Here is a 24,461-nt window from a genome sequence, read left to right as displayed (position 1 = left end):
ATGTGGAACCAACAGCTATATGAGGATGCAGTGAAGTTATTGCAGCAAATGATCGCCACGCCCTCCTTCAGCCGGGAGGAAGAAGGCACGGCAAAGCTCATTGCCGGCCTGTTGGAAGAGAATGGCATTCCTTATCAGCAGCATGGCTATAATGTGTGGGCGCAGAACAGGAACTTTGATCCCGCTAAGCCCACCATCCTGCTCAACTCCCATCACGATACCGTTAAACCTAACCCGCAATATACCCGCGATCCTTTTAGCCCGGATGTAGTGAATGATACCTTGTATGGTCTTGGCAGTAATGATGCCGGTGGCTGCCTGGTAAGCCTCATTGCGGCTTTCCGGCATTTCTATGACCGGCCTGCTGAGCAGCTGCGTCATAACCTGGTGCTGGCGGCTACGGCAGAGGAGGAGATCAGCGGCGTAAATGGCATTGAAAGCATCCTGGCTATGCTGCCGCTTGTAACGCTGGCCATCGTTGGCGAGCCTACGCAAACGCAGCTGGCTATCGCAGAAAAAGGCCTGATGGTGCTGGATTGTGTGAGCCATGGCAAAGCAGGCCATGCGGCCCGCAATGAAGGGGAGAACGCGATCTACAAAGCCATGGCTGATATCAGCTGGTTCAGCCAGTATCAGTTCCCGGAAGTATCTGAAACACTGGGACCGGTAAAGATGTCCGTGACCGTGATCAACACTTCCAATAAGGCGCACAATGTAGTGCCGGCAGATTGTTCTTTTGTAGTAGATGTGCGGGCAACAGATAAATATACGCTGGAAGAGATCCTGGCTACCGTGCAGCAGCATGTAAGCTGCACCGTAACACCCCGTTCCATGCGTATGCGGCCTTCCGGTATTCCGTTGGATCATCCTATTGTGCAGGCAGGCATCCGCATGGGCAAAACATGGTATGGCTCGCCTACCACATCAGATCAGGCGCTTATTCCGGCTACTTCCATTAAGATTGGTCCTGGAGACTCTGCGCGCTCTCATACGGCAGATGAATACATTCACCTGCATGAGATCCGCGACGGTATTGATACTTATATTAAATTACTGGAAGAAATTTTATAAGATGGACTTTTATCCTGTGTTGGAAAACAAACGCGTGTTATTACGTCCCCTGCAACCAGCGGATGTGGAAACGCTGCTGCCGGTAGCAGTACAACCGCCGTTGTGGAAATGGGGGATTCAGACCATTACGCAGCAGAGTGAGCTGGAGCAATACATCACCAAAGCGGTGGGCGAAAGAGAGCGGCAGGAGTCAATTCCTTTCCTCATCTTTGATAAACAGGCCAACCGTGCGGCTGGCTGTACCCGCTTTATGGCCGTTGTTCCTGTACACAAACGCGCGGAGATTGGCGCCACCTGGATAGATACCACGCTGCATGGCTCCGGCCTTAACAAGGCCATGAAGTATGCTATGTTGCAATATGGTTTTGAAGTGATGGGCCTGAACCGCATAGAGTTAAAAACAGATGAGCTGAATACACAGTCCCGCAACGCCATCAGGAGTATAGGCTGCACGCAGGAAGGCATCTTCCGCCACCATATGATCGTACCCGGCAACAGGCTGCGTAATACCGTTTATTTCAGCATCCTGAAGGAAGAATGGCCGGAAGTGAAACAGCGGGTATTCGCTAAATATAATTTTTGATAGTATGAAGCTTTGGCAAAAAGATAAATCCTCCCTCGCCGCAGTGGAAACCTTCACGGTAGGCAGAGACCGGGAAATGGACGCCTACCTGGCGCCCTTTGATGTGCTGGGTTCCCTGGCGCATACCACCATGCTGGAAAAGATAGGCCTGCTTACTGCAGATGAGCTATCCATCCTGCAAAAGGAACTAAAACAGATCTACAAAGAGATCCGGGATGGGCAATTCAGCCTTGAAGAAGGGGTGGAGGATATACATTCCCAGGTAGAGCTGCTGCTTACGCGCAGGCTGGGTGAGGTAGGCAAAAAGATCCACAGCGGCCGTTCCCGTAACGACCAGGTGCTGGTAGACCTGAAGCTGTTCCTCCGCCACGAATTGCAAACCCTGGTACAGGACGTCAAAACCCTGTTTGATCTGTTGCAGCAAAAAAGCGTGCAGTTCCGCGATCATCTGATGCCTGGTTATACCCATCTGCAAATTGCTATGCCATCCTCCTTTGGGCTTTGGCTGGGTGCATACGCAGAGGGCCTGGTGGATGATCTTACCATATTACAGGGCGCCTATAAAGTGGTAAACAAAAACCCGCTGGGCTCTGCTGCGGGTTATGGCTCTTCGTTTCCCCTGGATCGTGAGTTGACGACCCAATTACTGGGTTTTGATGCGCTGAACTATAACGTAGTATACGCGCAGATGGGGCGTGGTAAAACGGAGAAGATTGTGGCCTTTGCATTGGCCGGCCTGGGCGCTACCCTGGCTAAAATGGCGATGGACGCCTGTTTGTTCATGAATCAGAACTTTGGCTTCATCAGCTTCCCGGACGAGCTTACCACCGGCTCCAGTATCATGCCGCATAAAAAGAATCCGGACGTATGGGAACTGATCCGCTCCTATGGCAATAAGCTGCAGGCGCTGCCCAACGAGATAGCCATGATGACCACCAACCTGCCCTCCGGTTACCATCGTGATCTGCAGCTATTGAAAGAAAACCTTTTCCCGGCGTTCCAAACACTGCGTAACTGCCTGCAGATGGCTGGTCTTATGCTGGAAAATATGCAGGTGAAGGAAAATATCCTTGATGATGAGAAGTATCGTTACCTCTTTAGCGTAGAAGTAGTGAACAAACTGGTACTCGAAGGCGTGCCATTCCGGGAAGCGTACAAACAAGTGGGCCTGGATATTGAAAAAGGGACCTTTGTTCCGGAAAAAGCCGTACATCATACCCATGCCGGCAGTATTGGTAACCTGGGTACAGAACAGGTGAATGCGCTGATGGAGAATGTGCTGAAAGGGTTTCCCTTTGAGCAGGTAGATGCCGCTGTTGCAAAGCTTTTACAGTAAGGATAAATAAAAAAGAGACTGGCCCGCCAGTCTCTTTTTTTACAGTGTTTAATATGTTATTAAAACCCTACTGTCAACCCCACCATATAATTCGTTCCCGCCATAGGATAATAGTAATTGTCAGATACCCTTTCTCCTCCCGATACGCTCAGATAAGTGGAACCATTCGGTTCATATTTCGTATTGAATACATTATTTACCATTACCTGTACGCTCAGCTCTTTAAATAACCGCTGTGGTACCGCATACCGCAAACGCACATCGTTGGTATAATAAGCGTCCAGGCTTCTGTCATCAGAACCTGTGTTATCCAGGAACTGCCGGCTTACATATTTGCCCAGGATGTCAATATCCAATTCCTTCACCGGTTTGATGGTGAATGTATAACCTGCCACCACGCTGGGGGAGAAGGAAATATCCGTGTTACCGAAATGTACGGTGTCCTGTCCAAAGGTGTCCCAATTATCCAGGTAGGCGGTATAATCCTTTACTTTATTCTGGCTGAAAGCCCCGTTAGCCGTAAAGGAGAATACCTTGTTGAAACGTACGCTGCCCACCAGTTCTATGCCGGCGCGGTAGCTTTTAGGAATGTTAGTGCGCGTATACGCGCCTACATCATTCAGCTTACCGGTTTGTACCAGCTGGTTCTTGTAGTTCATGTAATATACATTACCCTGTAAGCTAAAACGGCTGTTACGGAAGCTGTAACCGGCTTCCACATTTCGCAGCGTTTCATGCTGCGGCGTTTGATCCTGACCTGCTTCAAAATCATCCCGGTTGGGCTCCTTATTGCCAATAGCAAACGAAGCATAGAGCTGGCTGCGGTCATTCAGGTAATAGTATACGCCTGCTTTAGGGTTAAAGAAATTGTAGGTGTTATTTTGTATAAGTTCAGGATTATCTTCAAACCCATTGATGTTAAACTGCACATTACGGTATTGAAGATCGGCAAACAGGCGCAGGGCTTCGGTTACTTTAAACTCGCCTTTCCAGTAAATATTGAAATCGTTTTTATCAGCATCTACATCATAATAGCGGCGGTCTTTATCTATATCGTACTGTGCCCAGATGATCTTGCCGTAATGCCCGCCCTCATAGCGGTTCCAGCCGCCGCCCAGGCTCCAGTTCAGACGGGAGCCCGTGCCGTTCACGGAGAATACGGTGCCATAGAAATCATTGTCCAGCCAAAGCTGGCGTACCAGCTCTGTTGTATCCACCGGGGCGCCATTGATCTCCGGAGGGGTAAGGCCATAATCCGCAAACGCCTGTTTCGTTTTATATTCCTCGTAGTAGCCGCGTCCTTTGGTGTAGTGCAACGCTACGTTAAAGTTCAGATGACTGTTGATCTCCTGGTTCAGGAATAGCTGGTAATGGTCCTGTTGATAGTTGTCTGTCTCATTATCATAAGGCGTGCCTGGTTTCTCTGTGCCCGCAGGATTATTGGTACGGTCTGTTTCCAGCAGCGCTTCCGGTACGCCGTACCAGGCCTGGTAGGTCTTTTCCGTACCGGAGAATATATTCAGGCGGATAGCCGTCTTTTTAGAGATATAGGCTGCAGAGGTATAGAAAGAGCGCAGGTCGGAAGTAGCGCGGTCAATATAACCGTCAGAGTTTATTTTAGACAGGCGCGCATCTATCGTAAAGTGATCGTTGATCAAGCCACTGCCGGCCTTTACAGTGTGTTTCCAGCTGTTAAAGGAGCCGTAGCTGTTGCTGATCTCTCCATAGGCCTTATCCCGGAATTCGTTGGTGCTGAGGTTCAACGTAGCGCCAAAAGCGCCGGCGCCATTGGTAGAGGTGCCTACGCCCCGTTGCAGCTGTATGCTGTTTACGGAGGAAGCCAGGTCTGGCAGGTCTACGAAAAAGGTGCCTGCAGATTCTGCGTCGTTCAGCGGAATGCCGTTCATGGTAACATTAATGCGCGTAATATCAGAACCACGTACGCGCAGGTTGGTGTATCCTATACCATTACCCGCATCGGAGGCGGTTACTACGCCAGGCTGTTGATTTAGCAGCATGGGCAGGTCTTGTCCAAGGTTCTGCTTTTTGATCTCTTCCGCATCCAGGGTAGAGCTGGTAAAGGGTGCATTTTTACCGGCGCGCAGACTGGTGATCTCCACCGGTTGTACAAACAGGCCAATATGCTCCAGTTCTATGTTATGGGTGGAGGGGGATGCAGCCGCCGTTAAGGTTGCTGTAAAAGTACGGTAGCCCAGGAAACTGGCCTGTAAACGGTAGCTGCCTTTGGCAGGCACTGTTAGCTTGTAATGGCCATTAGCATCGGTCTGCGTTCCGGCGCTGCTGCCTGCAATAGTGATGGAAACGCCTGGTATTACAGCGCTGGTAGCTTTATCCTTTACCACGCCCTCAAGGGAATTTTGTGCATATAGCACAGTGCTGCTGCAAAGCAGCCACAAAAGAAGTATATGTTTCATCAGGTATGTTTTTTTCCTAACCAGCATTACCTGGTCACAGGTTCAACGGGTGTGATCTCAGCCTGATAGTAAGGCACCCCGAATTGATTGTTATCCCCGCAAAGGTATAGCCATGGCGATTAAAAAAAGAAAATATTTTTCGGGGTAACAATTTTGTTCTAACTTCCGTTCGCACTTCTCTCCAAATTCTCAAACGTTTTATTTATTAACCAACCGCTTAAATTTTATCTGATGATCAAATTGCAGCTTATTGGCTATTTGGGCAAAGACGCCGTACAGAGAGAAGCAAACGGCAAATCAGTACTCGGGTTCAGCGTAGCGCATACAGAGCGCTTCAGGAACCAGCAGGGCATATCGCAGGAGAAGACCACCTGGGTTGACTGCTCGTTATGGGAGCGCGAAAACCTGACGCCGTATCTTACACAGGGTACGCAGGTGTATGTAGAAGGTACGCCCGTGCCGGATGTGTACAGCAATAACGTAGGGATAAGCGTACCACAACTGCGCCTGCGCGTGTACAACATCCAGCTGTTAAGCGGTGGCCGCCGCGACGAGATGCGACGCCAGCCAGCAGATGAAACGGACGCTACGGGTACAGACCCTATGCGGGAACCGGAGGACGAACTACCGTTCTGATCCTTCTACAATACGAGAGGCCGGCGTCCTGAAGGAGCCGGCCTCTCGTATTTTATAAACGCCCTCATTTGTGCGCAGAAAAATAAAATGCCATTATTTTCAAAAAAGATTTGGCGTTAATGAATCCGTCCCTTACCTTTGCACCCACATTGCGAGGTAGAGCAGAGGTAGCTCGTCGGGCTCATAACCCGAAGGTCAGAGGTTCGAATCCTCTCCTCGCTACAAAAACAATTAAAGAGCCGAAGTAATTCGGCTTTTTTTATTTTAGTAAATTCACAGGAAGTTGTCGCACCAGCCTTCCTTACCAATCGCAGCAAAACAATATGCATAAAGCGGGATTTGTAAACATCTTCGGTAAACCTAACGCCGGTAAAAGCACCTTGCTGAACGCCCTCATCGGCGAAAAGCTGGCTATTATCTCGCCCAAGGTGCAAACTACCCGTCACCGCATTACCGGTATCGTCACCGCCCCGGATTACCAGATCGTCTTCTCAGATACTCCGGGTATCATCGATCCTAAATACCGCCTGCACGAAAAAATGATGGGCGCTGTAAAGTCCGCCCTCGAAGATGCAGACGTTGCCCTGCTCATCCTTGATGTAAAAGATAACCTGGCAGAGAACCTGGAGCTGTTTGACTCCCTGAAACTGAAAGTACCCGTTATCCTGGTGCTTAACAAGTCAGACCTGCTCATGAAGGAGCAGCTGGAGGCCATACAGGCCCAGTGCGAAGCCTGGGGCAAAGCTGCCGCTGTGGTCACCATCGCCGCCGTGCAAAAGAAAGGCATCCGCGACCTGCTGGACCGTATCGTTGCCCTGCTGCCGGAAAGCGAGCCCTTCTACCCGGAAGATACCTTAACGGATAAGTCTACACGCTTCTTTGTAGGCGAAATGATCCGTGAAAAGATATTTGCTTTATTCGAAGAAGAAATACCCTATCATACCACCGTCATTGTTTCACAGTTCCAGGAAAAGCAAACGCTGATCAAGATCTCCGCAGAGATCGTGGTTACCCGCGAAACGCAGAAAGCCATCATCCTGGGCGAGAAAGGTAAATCCATCCGCGAGCTGGGTACCCTGTCACGCCAGGAGATAGAAAAATTCCTGGGACAAAAGGTCTTCCTCGAGCTCTTTGTGAAAGTGAGGAACAAATGGCGGGATAATGATACCTATTTGAAGGAATACGGGTATTAAATTCAATTTTCAATTTCAAATTGCGAATTACGGATTAAACCACTTCGGTCATCATTCGTAATGCGTAATTAATAATTTGTAATTACATATGTCTGGATTTACAGTAGCCATAGTCGGTCGTCCAAACGTGGGAAAGTCCACCCTGTTCAACCGTTTGCTGGAACAACGCAAAGCCATCGTAGATGACGTGAGCGGCGTTACCCGCGACCGGCAATACGGCATTGCCGATTGGAACGGGAAAACTTTCAACGTGATAGACACCGGCGGTTTTGTGGCCAACAGTGAAGATATTTTTGAGCGGGAGATCCGCAAACAGGTAAAGATCGCCATGGAAGAAGCCAATGTGCTGCTGTTTATGTGTGATGTTACCACCGGTATCACAGATCTGGATGCAGAGGTGGCAGACATGCTGCGCCGCTCTTCCAAACCCGTGTTTGTGGTCATCAATAAAGTAGATAACAGCGAGCGCCTGCTGGAAGCCACGGAATTCTATAGCCTGGGCTTTGAGAAGATCTTCTTCCTCTCGTCCATTACAGGTAGCGGCACTGGTGAGCTGCTGGATGAAGTGGCCGCCCTGATCCCGGAAGAGCTGCAGGCGCAGGCCCAGGACAGCGAGCTGCCTAAAATAGCCATCATTGGCCAGCCCAATGTAGGTAAATCATCCCTGCTGAATGCCCTGGTAGGGGAGGAGCGTAACATTGTTTCCGATATTGCCGGCACCACCCGCGATACGATCCATACACACTATAAGCTGTTCCAGAAAGATTTTGTGCTGATAGATACCGCTGGTATCCGCCGTAAGGCCAAAGTGCATGAAGACCTGGAGTTTTACTCTGTGATCCGCGCCATCAAGGCCATGGACGAGGCAGATATCTGTATCCTGATGCTGGACGCCACCAAAGGTATTACCGCCCAGGACCTTAGTATCTTTAGCCTGGCCGTGCGCAAAGGAAAAGGTATCGTGGTGCTGGTAAACAAATGGGACCTGGTAGAGGATAAGCAAACCAACTCAGCCCGTGATTACGAAAACGAGCTGAAGAAACGCCTGGCGCCATTCTCCGATGTGCCCATCATCTTTACCTCCGTTCCTGATAAACAGCGTATTTTCAAGGCAATAGAGGAAGCTTTGCGCGTATTTGAAAACCGTCAGCGTAAAATACCCACCTCCAAGCTCAATGATATCATGTTAAAAGCCATTGAGTCCTTCCACCCTCCGGTGGTAAGGGGTACGCCTATACGTATTAAATATGTTACGCAGCTGCCTACATATACCCCGGCCTTTGCCTTCTTCTGCAACCTGCCGGATGATGTGAAACAGCCGTACAAAAATTATTTAGAGAATCAATTGCGGGCAAATTTTGATTTTCAGGGGGTTCCGTTGAAATTATTTTTCCGGAAGAAGTAAAAACCACGCTGGAAAGGGATATAAAATAACGTATTATAAAAACACATATTTTATATTCGAAATTATTTATATAAATTTGCGCGATCTTAAAACTAATCACTTTTCAGAGTATGAAAAAATTATTCGTGTTCGCCATCGCTGCAGGTATGTTCTTTGTTGCTTGCAATAGCGGTGCTTCTGAAGCTACAACTGATTCTACAACTACAACCGTAGATTCTTCAGCTGTTCCCGTTGATTCAGTAGCTACTCCTGCTATGGATTCTACTACTGTTGATACTACTGCTGCTCCTGCTGCTGACACAGCTGCGCACCACTAATCGTAAGACAAGTTATCTTAAAATAGCTTACTTGCAAGAAGTTATGGGCCTTCCCGACTTAATTGTCGGGAGGGCTTTTTTTATTTTTAATAAGTATATTAGGTCTTCCGCTGATTATAAAACTTTTTAATCCCTTATGAGACCTAAACTCCTGGCCTTTTTATTGGCACTGCTACCGCTGTTGCCGCTCTTTGCCCAATCAGACAATATTGTTAAGAACCAAGGTATTATATCTCCTGTGCACCAGGCCAATACCGGGAAGATAGCTTTCACCGCTACTGAGATCCCGGTAACGCAGATAAAGGAGCAGGACTTTTTGCGCAGTTTTGAGCTCACCAATAAAACCAGCCTGTACATCAACGTTTTCATGGATAATTCCATGACCAACTACCTGCACCAGCTGGCCCCGGCCCTTGCGGCAGATAGCCTGGTAAAGAAAGGGAACTATCAGTTTGCCTTATTGATAGATGGCCGCCCGGTATACCAGAGCAATTTACTGCCCGGCGCACCGCAGGCCAAAGCACAGGATACCGCCACCACTATCAGTAAACCGCTGATCGATAACCAGCGCCAATGGGCCCTTTGGAGCCAGTCTTTCTGGGAGCGGTTCATGAATAACGGGGGAGATGCCGCCCTCACCGAGGGAAAACATTTGTTGCGCATGGAGATCAGGCCTTATATTAATATAGATGGTAACATTAAAGTGGGCGGGCTCATTGCCGCCGGTGAGCTGCCCCTGTTGGTGCGCCGCAAACCTGCGGTAGATCTGGCAAAGGTCCGGCTCAATCCTATTACGCCTTACAATGGCCTTGTCCCTTCAACAGAAAAGTTTAACAGCAACAAGATCAAAGCGCTCAAAGCGTACGTTGAAGACGGGGCCTTTAGAAAGATCAACGGTGTTGTAGTGCTGAGTAACGGCAAGCTGCTGGTAGAAGAATACTTTAACGGCGAAAGCAGGGCTACGCTCCATGATCCCCGCTCTGTGGGCAAAACCTTTACTGGTAGCATAACCGGCATCGCTATCCAGGAAGGTTATCTGAAAAATGAGCAGCAGACTTTGCGTGAGTTTTATGATCTCCGGGCTTATGCCAATTATACAGCTATAAAGGAGGAGGTGGCCATTAAAGATCTCTTGACCATGAGCGCAGTTTTTGATGGGAATGATGCGGATTATAATTCTCCGGGCAATGAGGAAAATATGTATCCTACAGATAACTGGGTAAAATTCGCGCTTGATCTGCCGGTAAATACCACCATGCCCAAGGGGCAGTGGCACTATTTCACGGCCGGCGTTGTGGTGCTGGGTGATATTTTAAATAAGCGGGTTCCCGGCGGGCTCGAAAAATATGCGGATGAGAAACTGTTCAAACCCTTAGGTATTACCCATTACAAATGGCAATATACCCCGCAACAGGTGCCCAATACCGCGGGCGGCCTGCAATTGACCGCGCTGGATTTTGCCAAATATGGCCAGCTGTATAAGAATGGCGGTAAATGGAACGGTAACCAGATCATCCCCGCAGCATGGGTCAGCCAGACATTCACCAGGCACAAATCCTTGCCTGACCGCAGCAATGAGTACTATGGTTATCTTTTCTGGAACAAGACTTACACGGTTGCAGGTAAATCTTATGAGGCCTTTTATTGTACAGGGAATGGGGGCAATAAGATCTTTGTTTTCAAAGATCAGCCCTGGGTAGTGGTGATAACAGCCAGCGCTTATGGTGCGTCTTATGCGCATCCCCAGGCGGATAAGATGATGCAGGAATATATCTTGCCCGCACTAATAGATTAAAGTCCCGTCTCTTCAAAATAACAGCGGCAGTATCAAACCAGGTACTGCCGCTGTTGCTTCTATACGTGTTTGGTCGTTGCTTAGTCTTTTGTCTTATCCAGTTCAGTGATCGCCCGTTTTACCAGGGGATCATTTACATTGAACACTTCATAAAACCCTTCGGTACGCCAAAGCTGGCGGGCCAGCATTGTCTTAATGCGTTCTCTTATTTCGCCCTCATCCCGGCCAGTGATCCGTTCTACCGGTATGCTGTCCTTTTTCGCAAAGCTGGTAAAATCGCTTATCAGGTCGTTCGTTACCTGGAATTGTTTATTGAAATCACCGGCATTTTTGTAGCGGCCCAGTTCATCCTGGTGATTATTATAATACTGGTAGGCAAAATTGCTGAAGATATTACGTGTGTACATCTCGGTTAACACCGGGGAGAACCTGGATGTATCAAACGGGATAAAGATATCCGGCGTAATGCCGCCGCCACCGTATACGATCCTTCCTTTGGCGGTTTTGTAAGGAACCGTATCTGTAGGCTTAATGCTGTCTTTGTTCACCAGCTCGCCATGGTTATAACGGTTAAGTATATCCTCATCATAAGCTTCCCGCCCGTTGGTATAGGATTTCTGAATGCTTCTGCCAGAGGGGATATAATACCGGGCCACGGTTAACCGTAATGCCCCGCCGTTGCTCAGGTCAAATTGCTCCTGTACCAGGCCTTTGCCAAAAGTGCGGCGGCCTATGATCACGCCCCGGTCCCAATCCTGTATAGCGCCGGATAATATTTCGCTGGCGCTGGCAGAGCCTTCGTCCGTTAGTACGGCCAGTGCGCCTTTTTCAAACAAACCGGGTTTCTCGCATTTATAATCGGAGCGGGGGTAGCTTTTACCTTTCGTATAGAGGATCAGTTTATCGCCATCCAGCAGCTCGTCCGCAATGCGGGTGGCTGCATCCAGGAAGCCGCCGGGGTTCTGCCGCAGGTCAATTACCAGTTTTTGCATGCCTGACCGTTGCAGCTTGCGCAGCGCGTCCATAAACTCCTGGTAGGTAGTGGCGGAGAACTTACTGATCTTGATATAACCTATCTGAGGCGTTAACAGGTAGGCCGCATCTACGCTAAACAAGGGAATTACGCCGCGTTTAATATTGACATTCAACAGTTTTTGCTGGCGCAGCAGGGTCACTTTTACCTCGGATCCTTTGGGGCCGCGCAGCAGCTTACGTATTTTATCGTTGGTGATGCCGTCACCGGCTACCAGGCTATCGTTCACCTTGATGATCTTGTCCCCGGTCAAAACACCGGCAGCTTCTGAAGGGCCGCCGGCCAGTACGGAGATGATATTAACGGTATCTGCGGTGATATTGAATTCTACGCCTATACCCTCAAAATTCCCTTCCAGGTCCTCATTCACCTCTGCCAGGCTGGTAGGGGGAATGTATACGGAGTGGGGGTCCAGGTGGCTTAACAGGCCGTCAATAGCCTCCTGTTGCAGGTCTGCTACTTTAAGCGTATCCACATATTTTACCTTTATCAGGTCCATGGTCTCCTCCAAAGCGCTCCGGTTGCCCCGGTTAAAAAGTACAGCGGTTGCGCCGCCCTGCGCTCCGGGCATCTGGTGCCCCAGGTACATTCCCAACGCCAGTACAATCGCAAATAAGAGGGGTAAAAAAACATTCAGCTTTCTGTTTGACATAATATTCCTGTATTGAGCCCTTATTTCAGCAGCATTTGTATATGTAGTTACGTTTTATTTAAATTGTGACAAAAATAGCATAATTCTATTGCGCTTCATTAATTTCATAAACCAACGGATATGCCTGTAAAGGTCAAGCTGATAGCAGATAGTGGTTCTACCAAGGCAGATTGGAGCTTGCTCACGGCAACGGAGCATTTCCGTTTTCAAACCCAGGGTATCAGCCCGTACTTCCTGAATGCTCCCCAGGTGCGGGAGATCCTGGAAAAGGAGCTGCGCCCCCAGTTGCCTGCCGGTGTAGAGATAGATGAGATCTTTTATTATGGCACCGGTTGTTCCCAGCCCAAAAGCGTACAGATCATCCAGGAGGCCCTCACCGCCGTATGGCCACATTCGGACATTGCTGTAACCCACGACCTGATGGGCGCTGCGCGTGCCCTGTGCCAGCATACCCCCGGTATAGCCAGCATACTGGGTACGGGCTCCAATAGCTGTTATTACGACGGGAAAGACGTTATCCATAACAATCCCGGTCTGGGCTTTATTTTGGGCGATGAGGGCAGCGGCGCATACCTGGGCCGTAAGCTGCTCCAGTACTATTGCTACAACTCCTTTGACGAAGAACTGCAGACCCGCTTTGACATTAAATACAATACCACCAAGGACGATATCCTGGAAAACGTATACCGCAGGCCCATGGCTAACCGCTACCTGGCCGGCTTTACCGTTTTCCTGGGGGAGAACAGGGGGCATTTTATTGTGGAGAACATACTGGAAGACGGATTAAACGACTTTTTCTTTAACCATATTTATAAATACCGCGAAAGCTGGACCCACCCCCTGCATTTCACCGGTAGCGTGGCCTGGCATTTCCGGGACGTGCTGCAGGCGCTCTGCGAGCTATACGAGCTGCAGATGGGATCAGTGCTGCGCAACCCCATGGAAGGTTTGGTAAAGTTCCATGAGGAAGCCGGCCGCAAATAAAACCATAAAACACAGCAGTAATGTCCTTCATAAAAGTAACGGAGCAACCTTCCCATTACCGCCACCTGGAAAAGATGAGCGTAACGGAGATACTGGCCAACATCAATAAAGAGGACCAGACCGTGCCACAGGCAGTGGCCAAAGTGATACCAGATATAGAAAAGCTGGTAGCCGCCATTGCCGATAAAATGCTGGCAGGTGGCCGCCTGTTTTACCTGGGCGCCGGCACCAGCGGCCGCCTGGGTATTGTAGACGCTTCTGAATGCCCGCCCACTTTTGGCGTGCCCCATGGCCTGGTCATTGGCCTCATCGCCGGTGGCGACGCCGCCATCCGCAAAGCCGTAGAGTTTGCGGAAGACGACAGGGAGCAGGGCTGGAAAGACCTCCGGGAATTTAATATCACGGAAAAGGATGTGGTAGTAGGTATTGCCGCCAGCGGCACCACCCCCTATGTAATTGGCGCCCTGCAGAAATGCCGCCAGGAGGGGATTGTTACCGGTAGCATCTGCTGCAACCCCGGCGCTCCGCTGTCAGCCGCGGCTGACTATCCTGTAGAGGTAGTGGTAGGCCCGGAGTTTGTTACCGGCAGCACCCGTATGAAAAGTGGTACCGCACAGAAACTGGTATTAAATATGATCTCCACCGCAGTGATGATACAACTGGGTAGGGTAGAGGATAATAAAATGGTGAACATGCAGCTCAGCAATGACAAGCTGGTAGACCGGGGCGTTCGTATGCTCATGGAAAGGCTGCAATTAGCTGATTATGATACCGCCAAGGACCTGCTGCTCAAAGCCGGCAGTGTCAGAAAAGCGGTAGAGGAATATAGCCGGATGGCGTAAATTTGAGAAGGAGGGAAAGCCCATGCACGATATAGAACCATATTACAATTGGCGGCATTTGTACACAGCCGAAGACGATGAACTATCACCATTCTATGGAAAGGAGTACAGCGAGTTTGAATACACCAACACGGTTTATAACTACTATGTACATCCCCAATGGGATGATTTTGGGTCGCGGACCCTGTATCTGAAGATACTTTTTGCAGACTACCAGTTCAATTTTGCCATTATAGAATTGCTGGGAGAATGGAATGATGCGATCGAGAATGATATTATGACCCTGAAACGGGAGATAGTGGACGTGCTGATTGCCAACGGTATCAATAAATTTATACTGATAACGGAAAATGTCATGAATTTCCATTCCTCAGACGATAGCTATTATGAGGAGTGGTGGGATGATATCAAGGATGACGGCGGCTGGATCGTAAGCCTGAATATGCCGGAGCAAACCCGCCAGGAGTTTTTAAAAGCCCGGCTGGATTATTATGTGCACCTGCTCGAGAACGACAAATGGCGGACCTACCAGCCGCAACACCTCTATAATATGGTAGATAATGTCATGATGAGGCGTTTGGAGTAGCCGGCTGCCCGAAAACTGAGAAATATCATTTGCTTTTAATTTTTCCTGCGTTAAATTTGCCCGATATTTAGAAAATCATCATATTACTTATTAGGAAGCTCAGTAATTTATATGAAGTGGTCACAGTTTTTTAACACCTCTATTGGCAAGAAATTATTAGTAGGCATTACCGGTTTGTTCCTTTGCAGCTTTATTATCGTGCACCTTGCCGGTAACGTACAGCTGCTGTATAACGATGGGGGTAAGGGCTTTAACACCTATGCCGCCTTCATGGGCCATAACAGCCTGATCCAGTTCATTGCCTGGGGATTGAAGATCGTGATCCTGCTGCACGCTATCGTAGCCATACAGCTTACTTTTAGTAACCGTAAGGCCCGCCCGGTGAAATACGCCGTGAGCCCCGGTAACCAAACCTCGTCCTGGTATAGCCGTCAGATGGCTATTATGGGCAGCATCCTGTTCATTTTCATCGTGGTACACCTGTCAGACTTCTGGTGGAAATTCCACTACCAGAGCCTGCCTACCGTTAGCTACGAGGCCACCGGCGAGCCTATTAAAGACCTGTACACCGTTGTACAGTTTGCCTTTAAAGAGTCCTGGCTGGTTGTGCTGTATGTGATAGGCATGATCGCGCTTTCCTTCCACCTCATACATGGTTTCAAAAGCGCTTTCCAGACCTTTGGTCTTAATCATGTGAAATACAACGGCCTGATCAACTTTGTAGGCGTGTGGCTGTTTGGCATACTCATACCGCTTGGTTTTGCTATTATTCCGGTAGTAATATTTTTCAAATAATTCAGATTTAAGCTCAAATTTTTGACATATATGTTGAATGCAAAAATTCCTGCCGGCCCATTAGAGAAGAGATGGGAAGAGTATAAGGGCCATGTGAAGCTGGTGAACCCGGCAAACAAGCGCAGCCTGGAGGTGATCATTATCGGTACCGGCCTGGCAGGCGCTTCAGCAGCGGCTTCCTTAGGTGAATTAGGATACAAGGTAAAGGCATTCTGTTTTCAGGACAGTGCCCGCCGTGCGCACAGTATTGCCGCGCAGGGTGGTATCAATGCCGCTAAGAACTACCAGAACGACGGTGACTCTGTATACCGTTTGTTCTACGACACTGTAAAAGGTGGCGATTACCGCTCCCGCGAGTCCAATGTGCACCGCCTGGCAGAGGTAAGCGCTAATATTATAGACCAGTGCGTGGCGCAGGGTGTACCCTTTGCCCGTGAATATGGCGGCCTGCTCAGTAACCGTTCTTTTGGTGGCACGCAGGTACAGCGTACCTTTTACGCAGCCGGCCAAACAGGCCAGCAGCTGCTGTTAGGCGCTTACTCCGCCCTGGAGCGCCAGGTAGCCCTGGGTAACGTTACCCTCTATACCCGCCATGAGATGCTGGATATTGTGAAGATCGATGGCAAGGCCCGCGGCATCATCGCCCGTGACCTGATCACCGGCAAGCTGGAGCGCCATTTTGGCCATGCCGTACTGCTGGCCAGCGGTGGTTATGGTAACGTGTTCTTCCTGTCTACCAACGCCATGGGCTCTAACGTAACAGCTGCCTGGAAAGCCACTAAAAAAGGCGCTTTCTTTGGTAACCCTTGTTACACACAGATCCACCCTACCTGTATCCCCGTTTCCGGCGAGCACCAGTCCAAACTGACCCTGATGTCAGAATCGCTGCGTAACGACGGCCGCATCTGGGTACCCAAGAAAAAAGACGATAACCGTAAACCGGCTGATATACCAGAAGAAGAAAGGGATTACTACCTGGAAAGAAGGTACCCCGCCTTTGGTAACCTGGTACCCCGTGACGTGGCCTCCCGCGCCGCTAAAGAAAGGTGTGACGCAGGTTACGGCGTAGGCTCTTCCAAACAGGCCGTTTACCTGGATTATGCCGCCGCCATTGTGCGTTACGGCAAGATCGAGGCCGGCAAACGCGGTGAGCACAACGCTTCCCCGGAACTGATCGACAAGCTGGGTAAAGAAGTGGTGGCTGAGAAATACGGCAACCTCTTTGATATGTACGCCAAGATCACCGGCGAAAACCCGTACGAAGTGCCCATGCGTATCTACCCTGCCGTGCACTACACCATGGGCGGCCTGTGGGTGGATTATGAGCTGATGACCACCGTGCCCGGCCTGTACGCCCTGGGTGAAGCTAACTTCTCTGACCACGGCGCTAACCGCCTGGGCGCCTCCGCCCTCATGCAGGGCCTGGCAGATGGTTACTTCGTAATACCTTACACCATCGGTAACTACCTGGCAGATGAGATCCGTACCAAAGCTATCCCTACAGACCACCCAGCCTTTGCAGAAGCAGAAAAACAGGTACAGGACACCATCGACCGGTTCATGAATATTAAAGGCACCAAATCCGTAGACCACTTCCATAAGAAGCTGGGTAAGATCATGTGGGATAAGTGCGGTATGGCCCGTAACGAAAAAGGCCTGAAAGAAGCCATCGAAGAGATCATCGCGCTCCGCGCAGAGTTCTGGAAAGATGTACGTATCCCCGGTAGCGCTAATGAGTTCAACCCTGAACTGGAAAAAGCCGGCCGTGTGGCAGACTTCCTGGAGCTGGGCGAACTGATGTGCCGCGACGCCCTGAACCGTAGAGAGTCCTGTGGCGGTCACTTCCGCGAAGAGTCACAGACAGAAGAAGGGGAAGCGCTGCGTAACGATCAGGAATTCGATTATGTAGCAGCCTGGGAATACAAAGCGGATGGCAGCTACGAACTGCATAAAGAGCAGCTGGTATTCGAAGAATGCAAGCCCACACAACGTTCTTATAAATAATTAATAATACTGCCATAACAATGGAACATTATAATATGGGCCTCACATTAAAAGTGTGGAGGCAAAAAAATAAAGACGATCAGGGTAGGTTTGAAACTTACCAGGTAAAAGACATCTCCTCTGAAATGTCTTTCCTGGAAATGTTCGATGTGCTGAATGAGAACCTGATCAACGAGGGTAAAGAGCCGATAGCATTTGACCATGACTGCCGCGAAGGTATTTGCGGTATGTGTTCCATGCACATCAACGGCCGCGCACACGGCCCCTGGGCAGGTACCACTACCTGCCAGCTGCACATGCGTGCCTTCAAAGATGGCGATACCGTTACCGTAGAGCCCTGGAGGGCGGCCGCCTTCCCGGTGGTAAAAGACCTTACGGTAGACAGGGGCGCTTTTGACCGCATCATAGAAGCCGGTGGTTATATCTCTGTAAATACCGGTAACGCGGTAGACGCTAACGCTATTCCCATCGCCAAGGATAAGGCAGATGCAGCGTTTGCAGCAGCAGCGTGTATCGGTTGCGGCGCCTGCGTAGCCGCCTGTAAGAACTCTTCTGCCATGCTGTTCGTATCTGCCAAGGTATCCCAGCTGGCACAGCTGCCCCAGGGCGAGCCGGAAAGGGCTACCCGCGCATTGAACATGGTGGCGCAAATGGATAAGGAAGGTTTTGGTAGCTGTACCAATACCGGCGCTTGCGAGGCAGAATGTCCCAAGGAGATCTCCCTCACCAATATTGCCCGCCTGAACCGCGAATTCATCAGGGCTGGCTTTACCTACGAGAAGTAAGTACATCGTTAGATATCACAAGAACAGGCTGTTTGCTGAAAAGCGGGCAGCCTGTTCTTCTTTATATCCCAATTTCTTGTTATTATTATATACCCGATTTTTCCACGTTAAAAACCAGAAATATGTCAAACAACTCCAGAAGGAAGTTCATAAAGCAGCTGAGCAGTACCGCTGCTATACTGGGTGCAGGCCCCCTGGCAGCTGCCCTGGGTAAAGAGCCGGTACAGCTGTTACAGCCACAAACGCAAATCTCCGCTAATGATAAGATCCGCCTGGCCTGCGTAGGTATGGGCATTATGGGCTTTGGCGATGTAGAAACGGCCCTGAAAGTGCCGGGTGTGGAGTTTGTAGCCGCGGCAGACCTGTATACCGGGCATCTGCAGAAAGTAAAGGAAGTATATGGCGCTAATGTGTTCACCACCCGCGATTACCGCGAACTGCTGGACCGGAAGGATATAGACGCCATTATTATAGCTACGCCGGACCACTGGCATGATACCATCTCCATCCAGGCTATGGACAAAGGCAAGGCTGTATACTGCGAAAAACCCATGGTACAGCAGGTATCTGAAGGCCATGAGGTGATAGCCGCCCAGAAACGTAACAAATCCGTATTCCAGGTAGGCAGCCAGCGGGTGAGCAGCATTGCTATGATGGAAGCCCGCAAAAGGTACCTGGCCGGCGATATAGGCGTACTGAACCTGGTGGATGCCCGTTATGACCGGCATGACGCCCTGGGCGCCTGGCAATATTCCATTCCCCTGGACGCCAGCCCCCAGACGGTTGATTTTGACACCTTCCTGAAGGATACCGCCAAAGTGCCGTTTGATCCCACCCGCTTTTTCCGCTGGCGTAATTACCAGGCCTATGGCACCGGCATGCCCGGCGACCTGTTTGTGCACCTGATCTCCGGCCTGCACTTTATTACAGGCTCCATGGGCCCCTCCCGCATCTATTCCAGCGGTAACCTGGTGCAATGGAAAGACGGCCGTGACGTACCGGATGTGATAATGGCCATTTTCGACTATCCGGAAACCAAAGATCACCCCGCCTTCCAGGCTACCCTGCGGGTAAATTTTGCCGATGGCAGCGGCGGAGGGGAGTATACCCGTTTTATAGGAACAGAAGGTGTGATAGAAATGGGCTGGAACGATTTCCGGGTTAAAAAGCACAAGCTGCCCACCGCCCCGGGCTACGGTGGATGGGACACCTGGAATACCTTTCCAAAGGCCCAGCAGGAAGCCTATGTAAAACAATATGACGCCAAATATCCGCCGGATACCCGTAAAGGCGACACCTCCGAAAGCAAATTTGCCGCCCCTGCCAATTACGACGACCGTTTTGACCACTTTGTGAATTTCTTTGAAGGGATGCGCTCCGGCAAAACCATCGTGGAAGACGCTACCTTTGGCCTCCGTGCTGCAGGTCCGGCCCTGCTCACCAATGAGAGCTATTTTAAGAAACAGGTGATCAACTGGAATCCGGAAACAATGCAAATCGTTTAATCAGAATCCCTATATGAAGCACACTCCAGGTTTTATTGCATTATTATGTATAAGCCTTTTAGGCTGTCAGGAGAAAAAGAATACTATGACGGAACAGCACAATATAACGCCCCCGGTAGCAGAAAAGATACCCAAAGCGTTAACGACACACGGAGATACCCGTACGGACAATTACTACTGGATGAATGATCGCAACGATCCTAAAGTGATCGCTTACCTGCAGGCAGAGAATGCTTACCTGGATACTATCATGAAACCGGAGGAAAAGCTAAGGGCAAACCTCTACGACGAAATGAAAGGCCGTATCATGGAAAAGGACGCTACCGCGCCTTATCTGAAGAATGGCTACTACTATTACAACCGCTTCGAGACCGGTAAGGAATACCCCATCTACTGCCGTAAAAAAGGCAGCCTGGAAGCGGCGGAAGAGGTGATCCTGAACGTGAACGATATGGCCAGAGGCCATGCGTATTACCATGCCACCGGCCTGTCCGTAAGCCCGGATAACCGCCTGCTGGCATTTGGCGCGGATACGGTAAGCCGCCGGAAATATGTGATCTATGTAAAGGACCTGGAAACAGGCCGCATATTGGCAGACGCTGTTCCGGAAACCACCGGGGATCTGGCCTGGGCCAACGATAACCAAACCTTTTTCTTTACCCGCAAACACCCGGAAACACTGCGCCCGGAGCGCATATTCCGGCATAAGCTGGGTACGGACACCACGAAGGACCAGCAGGTATATTGGGAAAAGGATGAAACATTTGATCTGGATATTCACCGCAGCAAATCCGGTAAATATATCATGATCTCCTCCACCAGCACCCTATCCTCAGAATACCGCGTGCTGGATGCGGATAAGCCGGAAGGCGCTTTTAAAGTGTTCCAGCCCCGGCAAAAAGATGTGCTGTATGATGTTGATCACCTGAACGACCGCTTTTATATCCGCACCAACTGGCAGGCGATCAACTTCCGCCTGATGGAATGCCCGCTGGACAAAACTGCCCGGGATAACTGGAAAGAGCTGGTACCCCATCGTGCAGATGTATTGCTGGAAAGCTTTGAGCTGTTCAGCAATTTCCTGGTATTACAGGAACGTAAGGAAGGCCTCACGCAGCTGCATGTCATGAATATGCAGAATAAGCAAGATCATTACCTGCATTTTGACGAACCGGCTTATGTAGCTAATATTGGCACTAACCCGGAAATGGATACCAAACAGCTGCGGTATACCTATACTTCCCTTACTACGCCCAACTCCACTTACGATTATGACATGGAAACCCGCAAAAGCGAGTTAAAGAAAAGGCAGGAAGTATTGGGTGGCTATGACCCAGCCAACTACGTAACAGAGCGCCTGTTTGCGGTGGCTAAAGATGGCGTAAAAGTGCCCATATCACTGGTGTATAAAAAAGGCTTTGACAAGAATGGTAAAAGCCCGCTGCTGTTGTATGGCTATGGCTCTTATGGCATTAGTATGGACCCGTCATTCAGCAGCGCCCGTTTAAGCCTGCTGGATCGTGGTTTTGCCTATGCCATTGCGCATATCCGGGGTGGGGAAGAGATGGGCCGTCAATGGTATGAGGATGGTAAGATGTTTAAGAAGATGAACACCTTTACAGATTTTATTGCCTGTGCGGAGTTCCTGGTAGCGCAGCACTATACATCACCGGAGCACCTGTATGCGCAGGGCGGCAGCGCCGGCGGCCTGCTCATGGGCGCCGTTACCAATCTGCGTCCAGACCTGTGGCATGGCGTAATTGCCGGAGTGCCTTTTGTCGATGTAGTAACTACCATGCTGGATGAAAGCATACCGCTCACTACCGGCGAGTTTGACGAGTGGGGCAATCCTAAGAACAAGGATTCTTACGATTATATGAAGTCTTATTCCCCCTACGATAACGTCACCAATAAAGCTTATCCTAACCTGCTGGTCACTACCGGCCTGCATGACTCACAAGTGCAATATTGGGAACCGGCCAAATGGGTGGCTAAAATGCGGGAACTGAAAACAGACCATAACCTGCTCCTGCTCAAAACAGATATGGAAGCCGGCCACGGCGGCGCTTCCGGCCGTTTCAAAGCGCTGAAAAAAACAGCTTTGGAATATGCATTTATGTTGAAGCTGGAAGGAAAGGAAAAATAAAAACAGTAGTTAGCTTTTAGCTGTTAGCCATTGATTCGCTTCAATCACTAACAGCTAAAAGCTAATGGCTAACCGCTATCTTCTCCGACTGTACAGTCTTACCATAAAAAATACCCGCCATGCGGTCAAAGATCTGCGGATCATCCGTAGTAAGGAAATGGCGCTGCCCCTGTTTGCTTAGCCTAACCTCCATTTCCGGATGCCGGTGCAAATAATCCTTCAGGCTATGCGCCACGATCTTGCCCTGGGATAACACGGTAATACCACCCGGCACATGTTCCTTTATCTTGTTCATCAGCAACGGGTAATGGGTACAACCCAGCACCAGCGTGTCTATATTGGGCGCCTTGCCAAGGATATTGCCCAGGTGTTTCTTCACAAAATAATCAGCGCCGGCGCTTTCATGTTCATTATTCTCTACCAGCGGTACCCACATGGGGCAGGCCTCCTGGTGTACTGTTACGTCCGGGAAGAACTTATTGATCTCGATCGGGTAGGATTCTGAGACTACGGTGCCATTGGTGGCCAATATGCCCACTTCGCCTGTTTGGGTTAACGTGCCTACCAGTTCCGTGGTGGGCCGTATTACACCCAACACGCGCCGGTCCGGCGCTATATGTGGCAGATCTTTTTGCTGTATGGTACGCAGCGCCTTGGCAGATGCCGTATTACAAGCGACTATGATCAGCGGGCAACCCATCCGGAAAAGATATTGCACGCATTCTAGCGTATAGGCATGTATTGTATCAAAACTACGGTTGCCATAGGGGGTGCGGGCATTATCGCCCAGGTATAGATAATCATATTCCGGCAGCTCCGCAACGATCTCTTTCATTACGGTCAATCCGCCATAGCCGGAGTCAAATACGCCAATAGGCCCTAACATTCAATTCAGATTATTAATTAAAACTGTATTCCTTTTCCTGTCAGATCATAGATCTTCTGGATCTCATGCAGCAAGCCTTCAAAATCTATTTTCAGGTCTACCAGCAGCCCGTTATGCAGGTCATACACCCAGCCATGCACGGTAGGGAAACCGTTCTTTAGATAAGATTGTTGTACAGCTGCAGTTTTGATCACGTTCAGGCATTGTTCCTGTACGTTCAGTTCTACCAGCCGGTTATAACGCGCCGTAGTATCAGTGATAGCGTTCAGCTCATCCATATGCAGGCGGTATACATCGCGGATGTTACGCAGCCAGGGGTTCAGCAGGCCCAGGTCTTCCGGTTGCATAGCCGCCTTTACGCCGCCACAGTTATAATGCCCGCATACGATAATATGTTTTACCTCCAGGTGCCGCACAGAATAATTGATCACGGACATGATGTTCAGGTCAATATTGTTCACCAGGTTGGCAATATTGCGGTGCACAAATACCTCTCCTGCATCCAGACCCATGATCTCGTTAGCCGGTACACGGCTGTCGCTGCACCCTATGTACAGGTAATCCGGTTTTTGCTCCCGCGCCAGCTTTTCAAAGAATTGTGCATCTGTAGCCGTTTTTGAGGCAACCCACTGTCTGTTATTCTCGAATATTTGTTCGTAGGTAGTCATACGTTATGGGAGTGTTGGTGAGGGCGTAAAGATACTCAAACCTTTAATATACGCATACGGTAGGCATTCATGGCGCTGCGGCCCAGTTTGTCCGTTAACCGGTGGTTGGCATAGGCGCCTACCACCGCGCCAATGCCGGGCATGAGCTGCAGCAGTTTGGCAATATCAATATAATCGCGGTATTCCTGTTGAAAACGCCGCCAGTCAAAGGCATGCATATCCATGGGCAGGTCCTGGCGGTATTGGTCCCAGTTGGCCAGCAGGGGATAGGTCTTGTTGCGCAGCTGCTGACTGGAAAACGTGATCTGGAAAATGTATAACAGGAATAGGCGCTCCTGGTAACTTTTTACGTCAAAACCGTATAAAGCGGCAATATCAAACAGCATTTTCATCTTAATGCTCAGGAATAGCGGAAAATCTGCCAGCCCCAGCAAAATACCCCCGGCCCCGGTAATGGCTCCTTCTGTGGCGGCAGTGGTCTTGTAGAAGCCTATCCGGTCCTTTACCCGGGCTTCCGTAAGCAACAGGTCAGTGACCGGTTGCGGTTCCGGGGAAATAAATCCCGCCCCGAAGAGCACGCCACGGGTCATCTGTTTGATGGCTGCCGTAAAGGCCTGGTGCACCTTTTCCGGGATTATCCGGTTAATGCGGTCCTGCAGGCGCTTGGTGAGCCTGTTGGGCAGCGATGGGTCCCGCTGCATTTTCCGCTGCCAGCGGTGCAATTCCTTCCGGATTTCCTGTTCATACAGTTCCATACCGCAAATACAGCAAATAAGCGGCCAGAAGGGCAACCCGGCCATGCCA

The 24,461-nt window shown here is 49.9% G+C and carries 21 protein-coding genes and 1 tRNA gene; 17 read left to right on the top strand and 5 right to left on the bottom strand.

The window, feature by feature from the left end:
• Genes F0L74_RS28650 through argH form a run of 3 tightly spaced genes read left to right on the top strand, consistent with a single transcriptional unit; the run spans position 1 to position 2,990 of the window.
• Positions 1-1,071, top strand: a complete 1,071-nt coding sequence (locus tag F0L74_RS28650; protein ID WP_149841319.1) for a M20 family metallo-hydrolase — start codon at positions 1-3, stop codon at positions 1,069-1,071.
• A gap of 1 nt (position 1,072) precedes the next feature.
• The gene (locus F0L74_RS28645; RefSeq protein WP_188316212.1) at positions 1,073-1,654 is read left to right on the top strand and encodes a GNAT family N-acetyltransferase; all 582 of its coding nucleotides are present in this window, start codon (positions 1,073-1,075) and stop codon (positions 1,652-1,654) included.
• A gap of 4 nt (positions 1,655-1,658) precedes the next feature.
• Positions 1,659-2,990 carry an argininosuccinate lyase gene (gene argH, locus F0L74_RS28640; protein WP_149841317.1) on the top strand — a complete coding sequence of 444 codons (1,332 nt, stop codon included), beginning with the start codon at positions 1,659-1,661 and terminating at the stop codon, positions 2,988-2,990.
• 59 nt (positions 2,991-3,049) lie between these two features.
• Here the strand turns inward: argH and F0L74_RS28635 are convergent, their stop codons facing one another.
• Entirely contained in the window at positions 3,050-5,425 is a 2,376-nt protein-coding gene (locus F0L74_RS28635) for a TonB-dependent receptor (protein ID WP_149841316.1), read from the bottom strand.
• A 231-nt stretch (positions 5,426-5,656) separates the two neighbouring features.
• Between F0L74_RS28635 and F0L74_RS28630 the strand changes: the two genes are divergently transcribed.
• From F0L74_RS28630 to F0L74_RS28605, 6 genes are all read left to right on the top strand, one after another.
• On the top strand, positions 5,657-6,061 hold the full coding sequence (locus F0L74_RS28630) for a single-stranded DNA-binding protein (RefSeq protein ID WP_149841315.1): 405 nt from the start codon (positions 5,657-5,659) through the stop codon (positions 6,059-6,061).
• A gap of 150 nt (positions 6,062-6,211) precedes the next feature.
• Positions 6,212-6,283 (top strand) — tRNA-Met (locus tag F0L74_RS28625).
• Positions 6,284-6,384: 101 nt separating this feature from the next.
• Positions 6,385-7,254, top strand: a complete 870-nt coding sequence (gene era, locus F0L74_RS28620) for a GTPase Era (protein WP_149841314.1) — start codon at positions 6,385-6,387, stop codon at positions 7,252-7,254.
• An 88-nt stretch (positions 7,255-7,342) separates the two neighbouring features.
• Entirely contained in the window at positions 7,343-8,659 is a 1,317-nt protein-coding gene (der, locus tag F0L74_RS28615; protein WP_149841313.1) for a ribosome biogenesis GTPase Der, read from the top strand.
• Positions 8,660-8,769: 110 nt separating this feature from the next.
• On the top strand, positions 8,770-8,976 hold the full coding sequence (locus tag F0L74_RS28610) for a hypothetical protein (RefSeq protein WP_149841312.1): 207 nt from the start codon (positions 8,770-8,772) through the stop codon (positions 8,974-8,976).
• 136 nt (positions 8,977-9,112) lie between these two features.
• The gene (locus F0L74_RS28605) at positions 9,113-10,771 is read left to right on the top strand and encodes a serine hydrolase domain-containing protein (protein WP_149841311.1); all 1,659 of its coding nucleotides are present in this window, start codon (positions 9,113-9,115) and stop codon (positions 10,769-10,771) included.
• An 80-nt stretch (positions 10,772-10,851) separates the two neighbouring features.
• On the opposite strand, the gene F0L74_RS28600 is transcribed toward F0L74_RS28605, so the two are convergent.
• Entirely contained in the window at positions 10,852-12,456 is a 1,605-nt protein-coding gene (locus F0L74_RS28600; protein WP_149841310.1) for a S41 family peptidase, read from the bottom strand.
• Positions 12,457-12,576: 120 nt separating this feature from the next.
• On the opposite strand from F0L74_RS28600, the gene F0L74_RS28595 reads away from it, so the two are divergent.
• From F0L74_RS28595 to F0L74_RS28560, 8 genes are all read left to right on the top strand, one after another.
• A complete protein-coding gene (locus F0L74_RS28595) occupies positions 12,577-13,440 on the top strand; it encodes an N-acetylglucosamine kinase (protein ID WP_149841309.1) in 864 nt (287 codons plus the stop codon).
• Between the two features lie 20 nt (positions 13,441-13,460).
• Entirely contained in the window at positions 13,461-14,282 is an 822-nt protein-coding gene (gene murQ / locus F0L74_RS28590; RefSeq protein WP_149841308.1) for an N-acetylmuramic acid 6-phosphate etherase, read from the top strand.
• 58 nt (positions 14,283-14,340) lie between these two features.
• The gene (locus F0L74_RS28585) at positions 14,341-14,868 is read left to right on the top strand and encodes a hypothetical protein (protein ID WP_246197847.1); all 528 of its coding nucleotides are present in this window, start codon (positions 14,341-14,343) and stop codon (positions 14,866-14,868) included.
• Positions 14,869-14,979: 111 nt separating this feature from the next.
• Positions 14,980-15,663, top strand: a complete 684-nt coding sequence (locus F0L74_RS28580; RefSeq protein ID WP_149841306.1) for a succinate dehydrogenase cytochrome b subunit — start codon at positions 14,980-14,982, stop codon at positions 15,661-15,663.
• A gap of 30 nt (positions 15,664-15,693) precedes the next feature.
• Positions 15,694-17,667, top strand: a complete 1,974-nt coding sequence (locus F0L74_RS28575; RefSeq protein WP_149841305.1) for a fumarate reductase/succinate dehydrogenase flavoprotein subunit — start codon at positions 15,694-15,696, stop codon at positions 17,665-17,667.
• Positions 17,668-17,687: 20 nt separating this feature from the next.
• Positions 17,688-18,452 carry a succinate dehydrogenase/fumarate reductase iron-sulfur subunit gene (locus F0L74_RS28570; RefSeq protein WP_149841304.1) on the top strand — a complete coding sequence of 255 codons (765 nt, stop codon included), beginning with the start codon at positions 17,688-17,690 and terminating at the stop codon, positions 18,450-18,452.
• 122 nt (positions 18,453-18,574) lie between these two features.
• Positions 18,575-19,957, top strand: a complete 1,383-nt coding sequence (locus tag F0L74_RS28565) for a Gfo/Idh/MocA family protein (protein ID WP_149841303.1) — start codon at positions 18,575-18,577, stop codon at positions 19,955-19,957.
• A 13-nt stretch (positions 19,958-19,970) separates the two neighbouring features.
• Positions 19,971-22,103, top strand: coding sequence for a S9 family peptidase (locus F0L74_RS28560; RefSeq protein WP_149841302.1), 2,133 nt, complete (start codon positions 19,971-19,973; stop codon positions 22,101-22,103).
• Between the two features lie 61 nt (positions 22,104-22,164).
• Here the strand turns inward: F0L74_RS28560 and murI are convergent, their stop codons facing one another.
• Genes murI through F0L74_RS28545 form a run of 3 tightly spaced genes read right to left on the bottom strand, consistent with a single transcriptional unit; the run spans position 22,165 to position 24,412 of the window.
• Positions 22,165-22,989 (bottom strand): glutamate racemase, encoded by an 825-nt coding sequence (murI, locus tag F0L74_RS28555; RefSeq protein ID WP_149841301.1) that lies wholly within the window; start codon positions 22,987-22,989, stop codon positions 22,165-22,167.
• 17 nt (positions 22,990-23,006) lie between these two features.
• Positions 23,007-23,657, bottom strand: a complete 651-nt coding sequence (locus F0L74_RS28550) for a carbonic anhydrase (RefSeq protein WP_149841300.1) — start codon at positions 23,655-23,657, stop codon at positions 23,007-23,009.
• A 35-nt stretch (positions 23,658-23,692) separates the two neighbouring features.
• Positions 23,693-24,412: an EcsC family protein gene (locus F0L74_RS28545; protein WP_149841299.1), complete on the bottom strand. Its 720-nt coding sequence runs from the start codon at positions 24,410-24,412 to the stop codon at positions 23,693-23,695.
• Positions 24,413-24,461: the final 49 nt, after the last annotated feature.

The organism is Chitinophaga agrisoli (assembly GCF_008386695.1).
GTDB classification, from domain to species: Bacteria; Bacteroidota; Bacteroidia; order Chitinophagales; family Chitinophagaceae; genus Chitinophaga; species Chitinophaga agrisoli.
The sequence above is the reverse complement of the archived record's forward strand: the minus strand, read 5'-3'. Positions and strand labels throughout refer to the sequence as shown.

Bases quoted from the DNA above. Each gene is read 5' to 3' on its own strand.
- F0L74_RS28550 (WP_149841300.1), bottom strand. From the start codon at position 23,657: ATGACTACCTACGAACAAATATTCGAGAATAACAGACAGTGGGTTGCC.
- F0L74_RS28630 (WP_149841315.1), top strand. From the start codon at position 5,657: ATGATCAAATTGCAGCTTATTGGCTATTTGGGCAAAGACGCCGTACAG.
- F0L74_RS28610 (WP_149841312.1), top strand. From the start codon at position 8,770: ATGAAAAAATTATTCGTGTTCGCCATCGCTGCAGGTATGTTCTTTGTT.
- F0L74_RS28560 (WP_149841302.1), top strand. From the start codon at position 19,971: ATGAAGCACACTCCAGGTTTTATTGCATTATTATGTATAAGCCTTTTA.
- der (WP_149841313.1), top strand. From the start codon at position 7,343: ATGTCTGGATTTACAGTAGCCATAGTCGGTCGTCCAAACGTGGGAAAG.
- F0L74_RS28545 (WP_149841299.1), bottom strand. From the start codon at position 24,412: ATGGAACTGTATGAACAGGAAATCCGGAAGGAATTGCACCGCTGGCAG.
- F0L74_RS28605 (WP_149841311.1), top strand. From the start codon at position 9,113: ATGAGACCTAAACTCCTGGCCTTTTTATTGGCACTGCTACCGCTGTTG.
- F0L74_RS28650 (WP_149841319.1), top strand. From the start codon at position 1: ATGTGGAACCAACAGCTATATGAGGATGCAGTGAAGTTATTGCAGCAA.
- F0L74_RS28645 (WP_188316212.1), top strand. From the start codon at position 1,073: ATGGACTTTTATCCTGTGTTGGAAAACAAACGCGTGTTATTACGTCCC.
- F0L74_RS28570 (WP_149841304.1), top strand. From the start codon at position 17,688: ATGGAACATTATAATATGGGCCTCACATTAAAAGTGTGGAGGCAAAAA.
- era (WP_149841314.1), top strand. From the start codon at position 6,385: ATGCATAAAGCGGGATTTGTAAACATCTTCGGTAAACCTAACGCCGGT.
- F0L74_RS28565 (WP_149841303.1), top strand. From the start codon at position 18,575: ATGTCAAACAACTCCAGAAGGAAGTTCATAAAGCAGCTGAGCAGTACC.
- F0L74_RS28580 (WP_149841306.1), top strand. From the start codon at position 14,980: ATGAAGTGGTCACAGTTTTTTAACACCTCTATTGGCAAGAAATTATTA.
- F0L74_RS28575 (WP_149841305.1), top strand. From the start codon at position 15,694: ATGTTGAATGCAAAAATTCCTGCCGGCCCATTAGAGAAGAGATGGGAA.
- murQ (WP_149841308.1), top strand. From the start codon at position 13,461: ATGTCCTTCATAAAAGTAACGGAGCAACCTTCCCATTACCGCCACCTG.
- F0L74_RS28635 (WP_149841316.1), bottom strand. From the start codon at position 5,425: ATGAAACATATACTTCTTTTGTGGCTGCTTTGCAGCAGCACTGTGCTA.
- argH (WP_149841317.1), top strand. From the start codon at position 1,659: ATGAAGCTTTGGCAAAAAGATAAATCCTCCCTCGCCGCAGTGGAAACC.
- F0L74_RS28600 (WP_149841310.1), bottom strand. From the start codon at position 12,456: ATGTCAAACAGAAAGCTGAATGTTTTTTTACCCCTCTTATTTGCGATT.
- F0L74_RS28595 (WP_149841309.1), top strand. From the start codon at position 12,577: ATGCCTGTAAAGGTCAAGCTGATAGCAGATAGTGGTTCTACCAAGGCA.
- murI (WP_149841301.1), bottom strand. From the start codon at position 22,989: ATGTTAGGGCCTATTGGCGTATTTGACTCCGGCTATGGCGGATTGACC.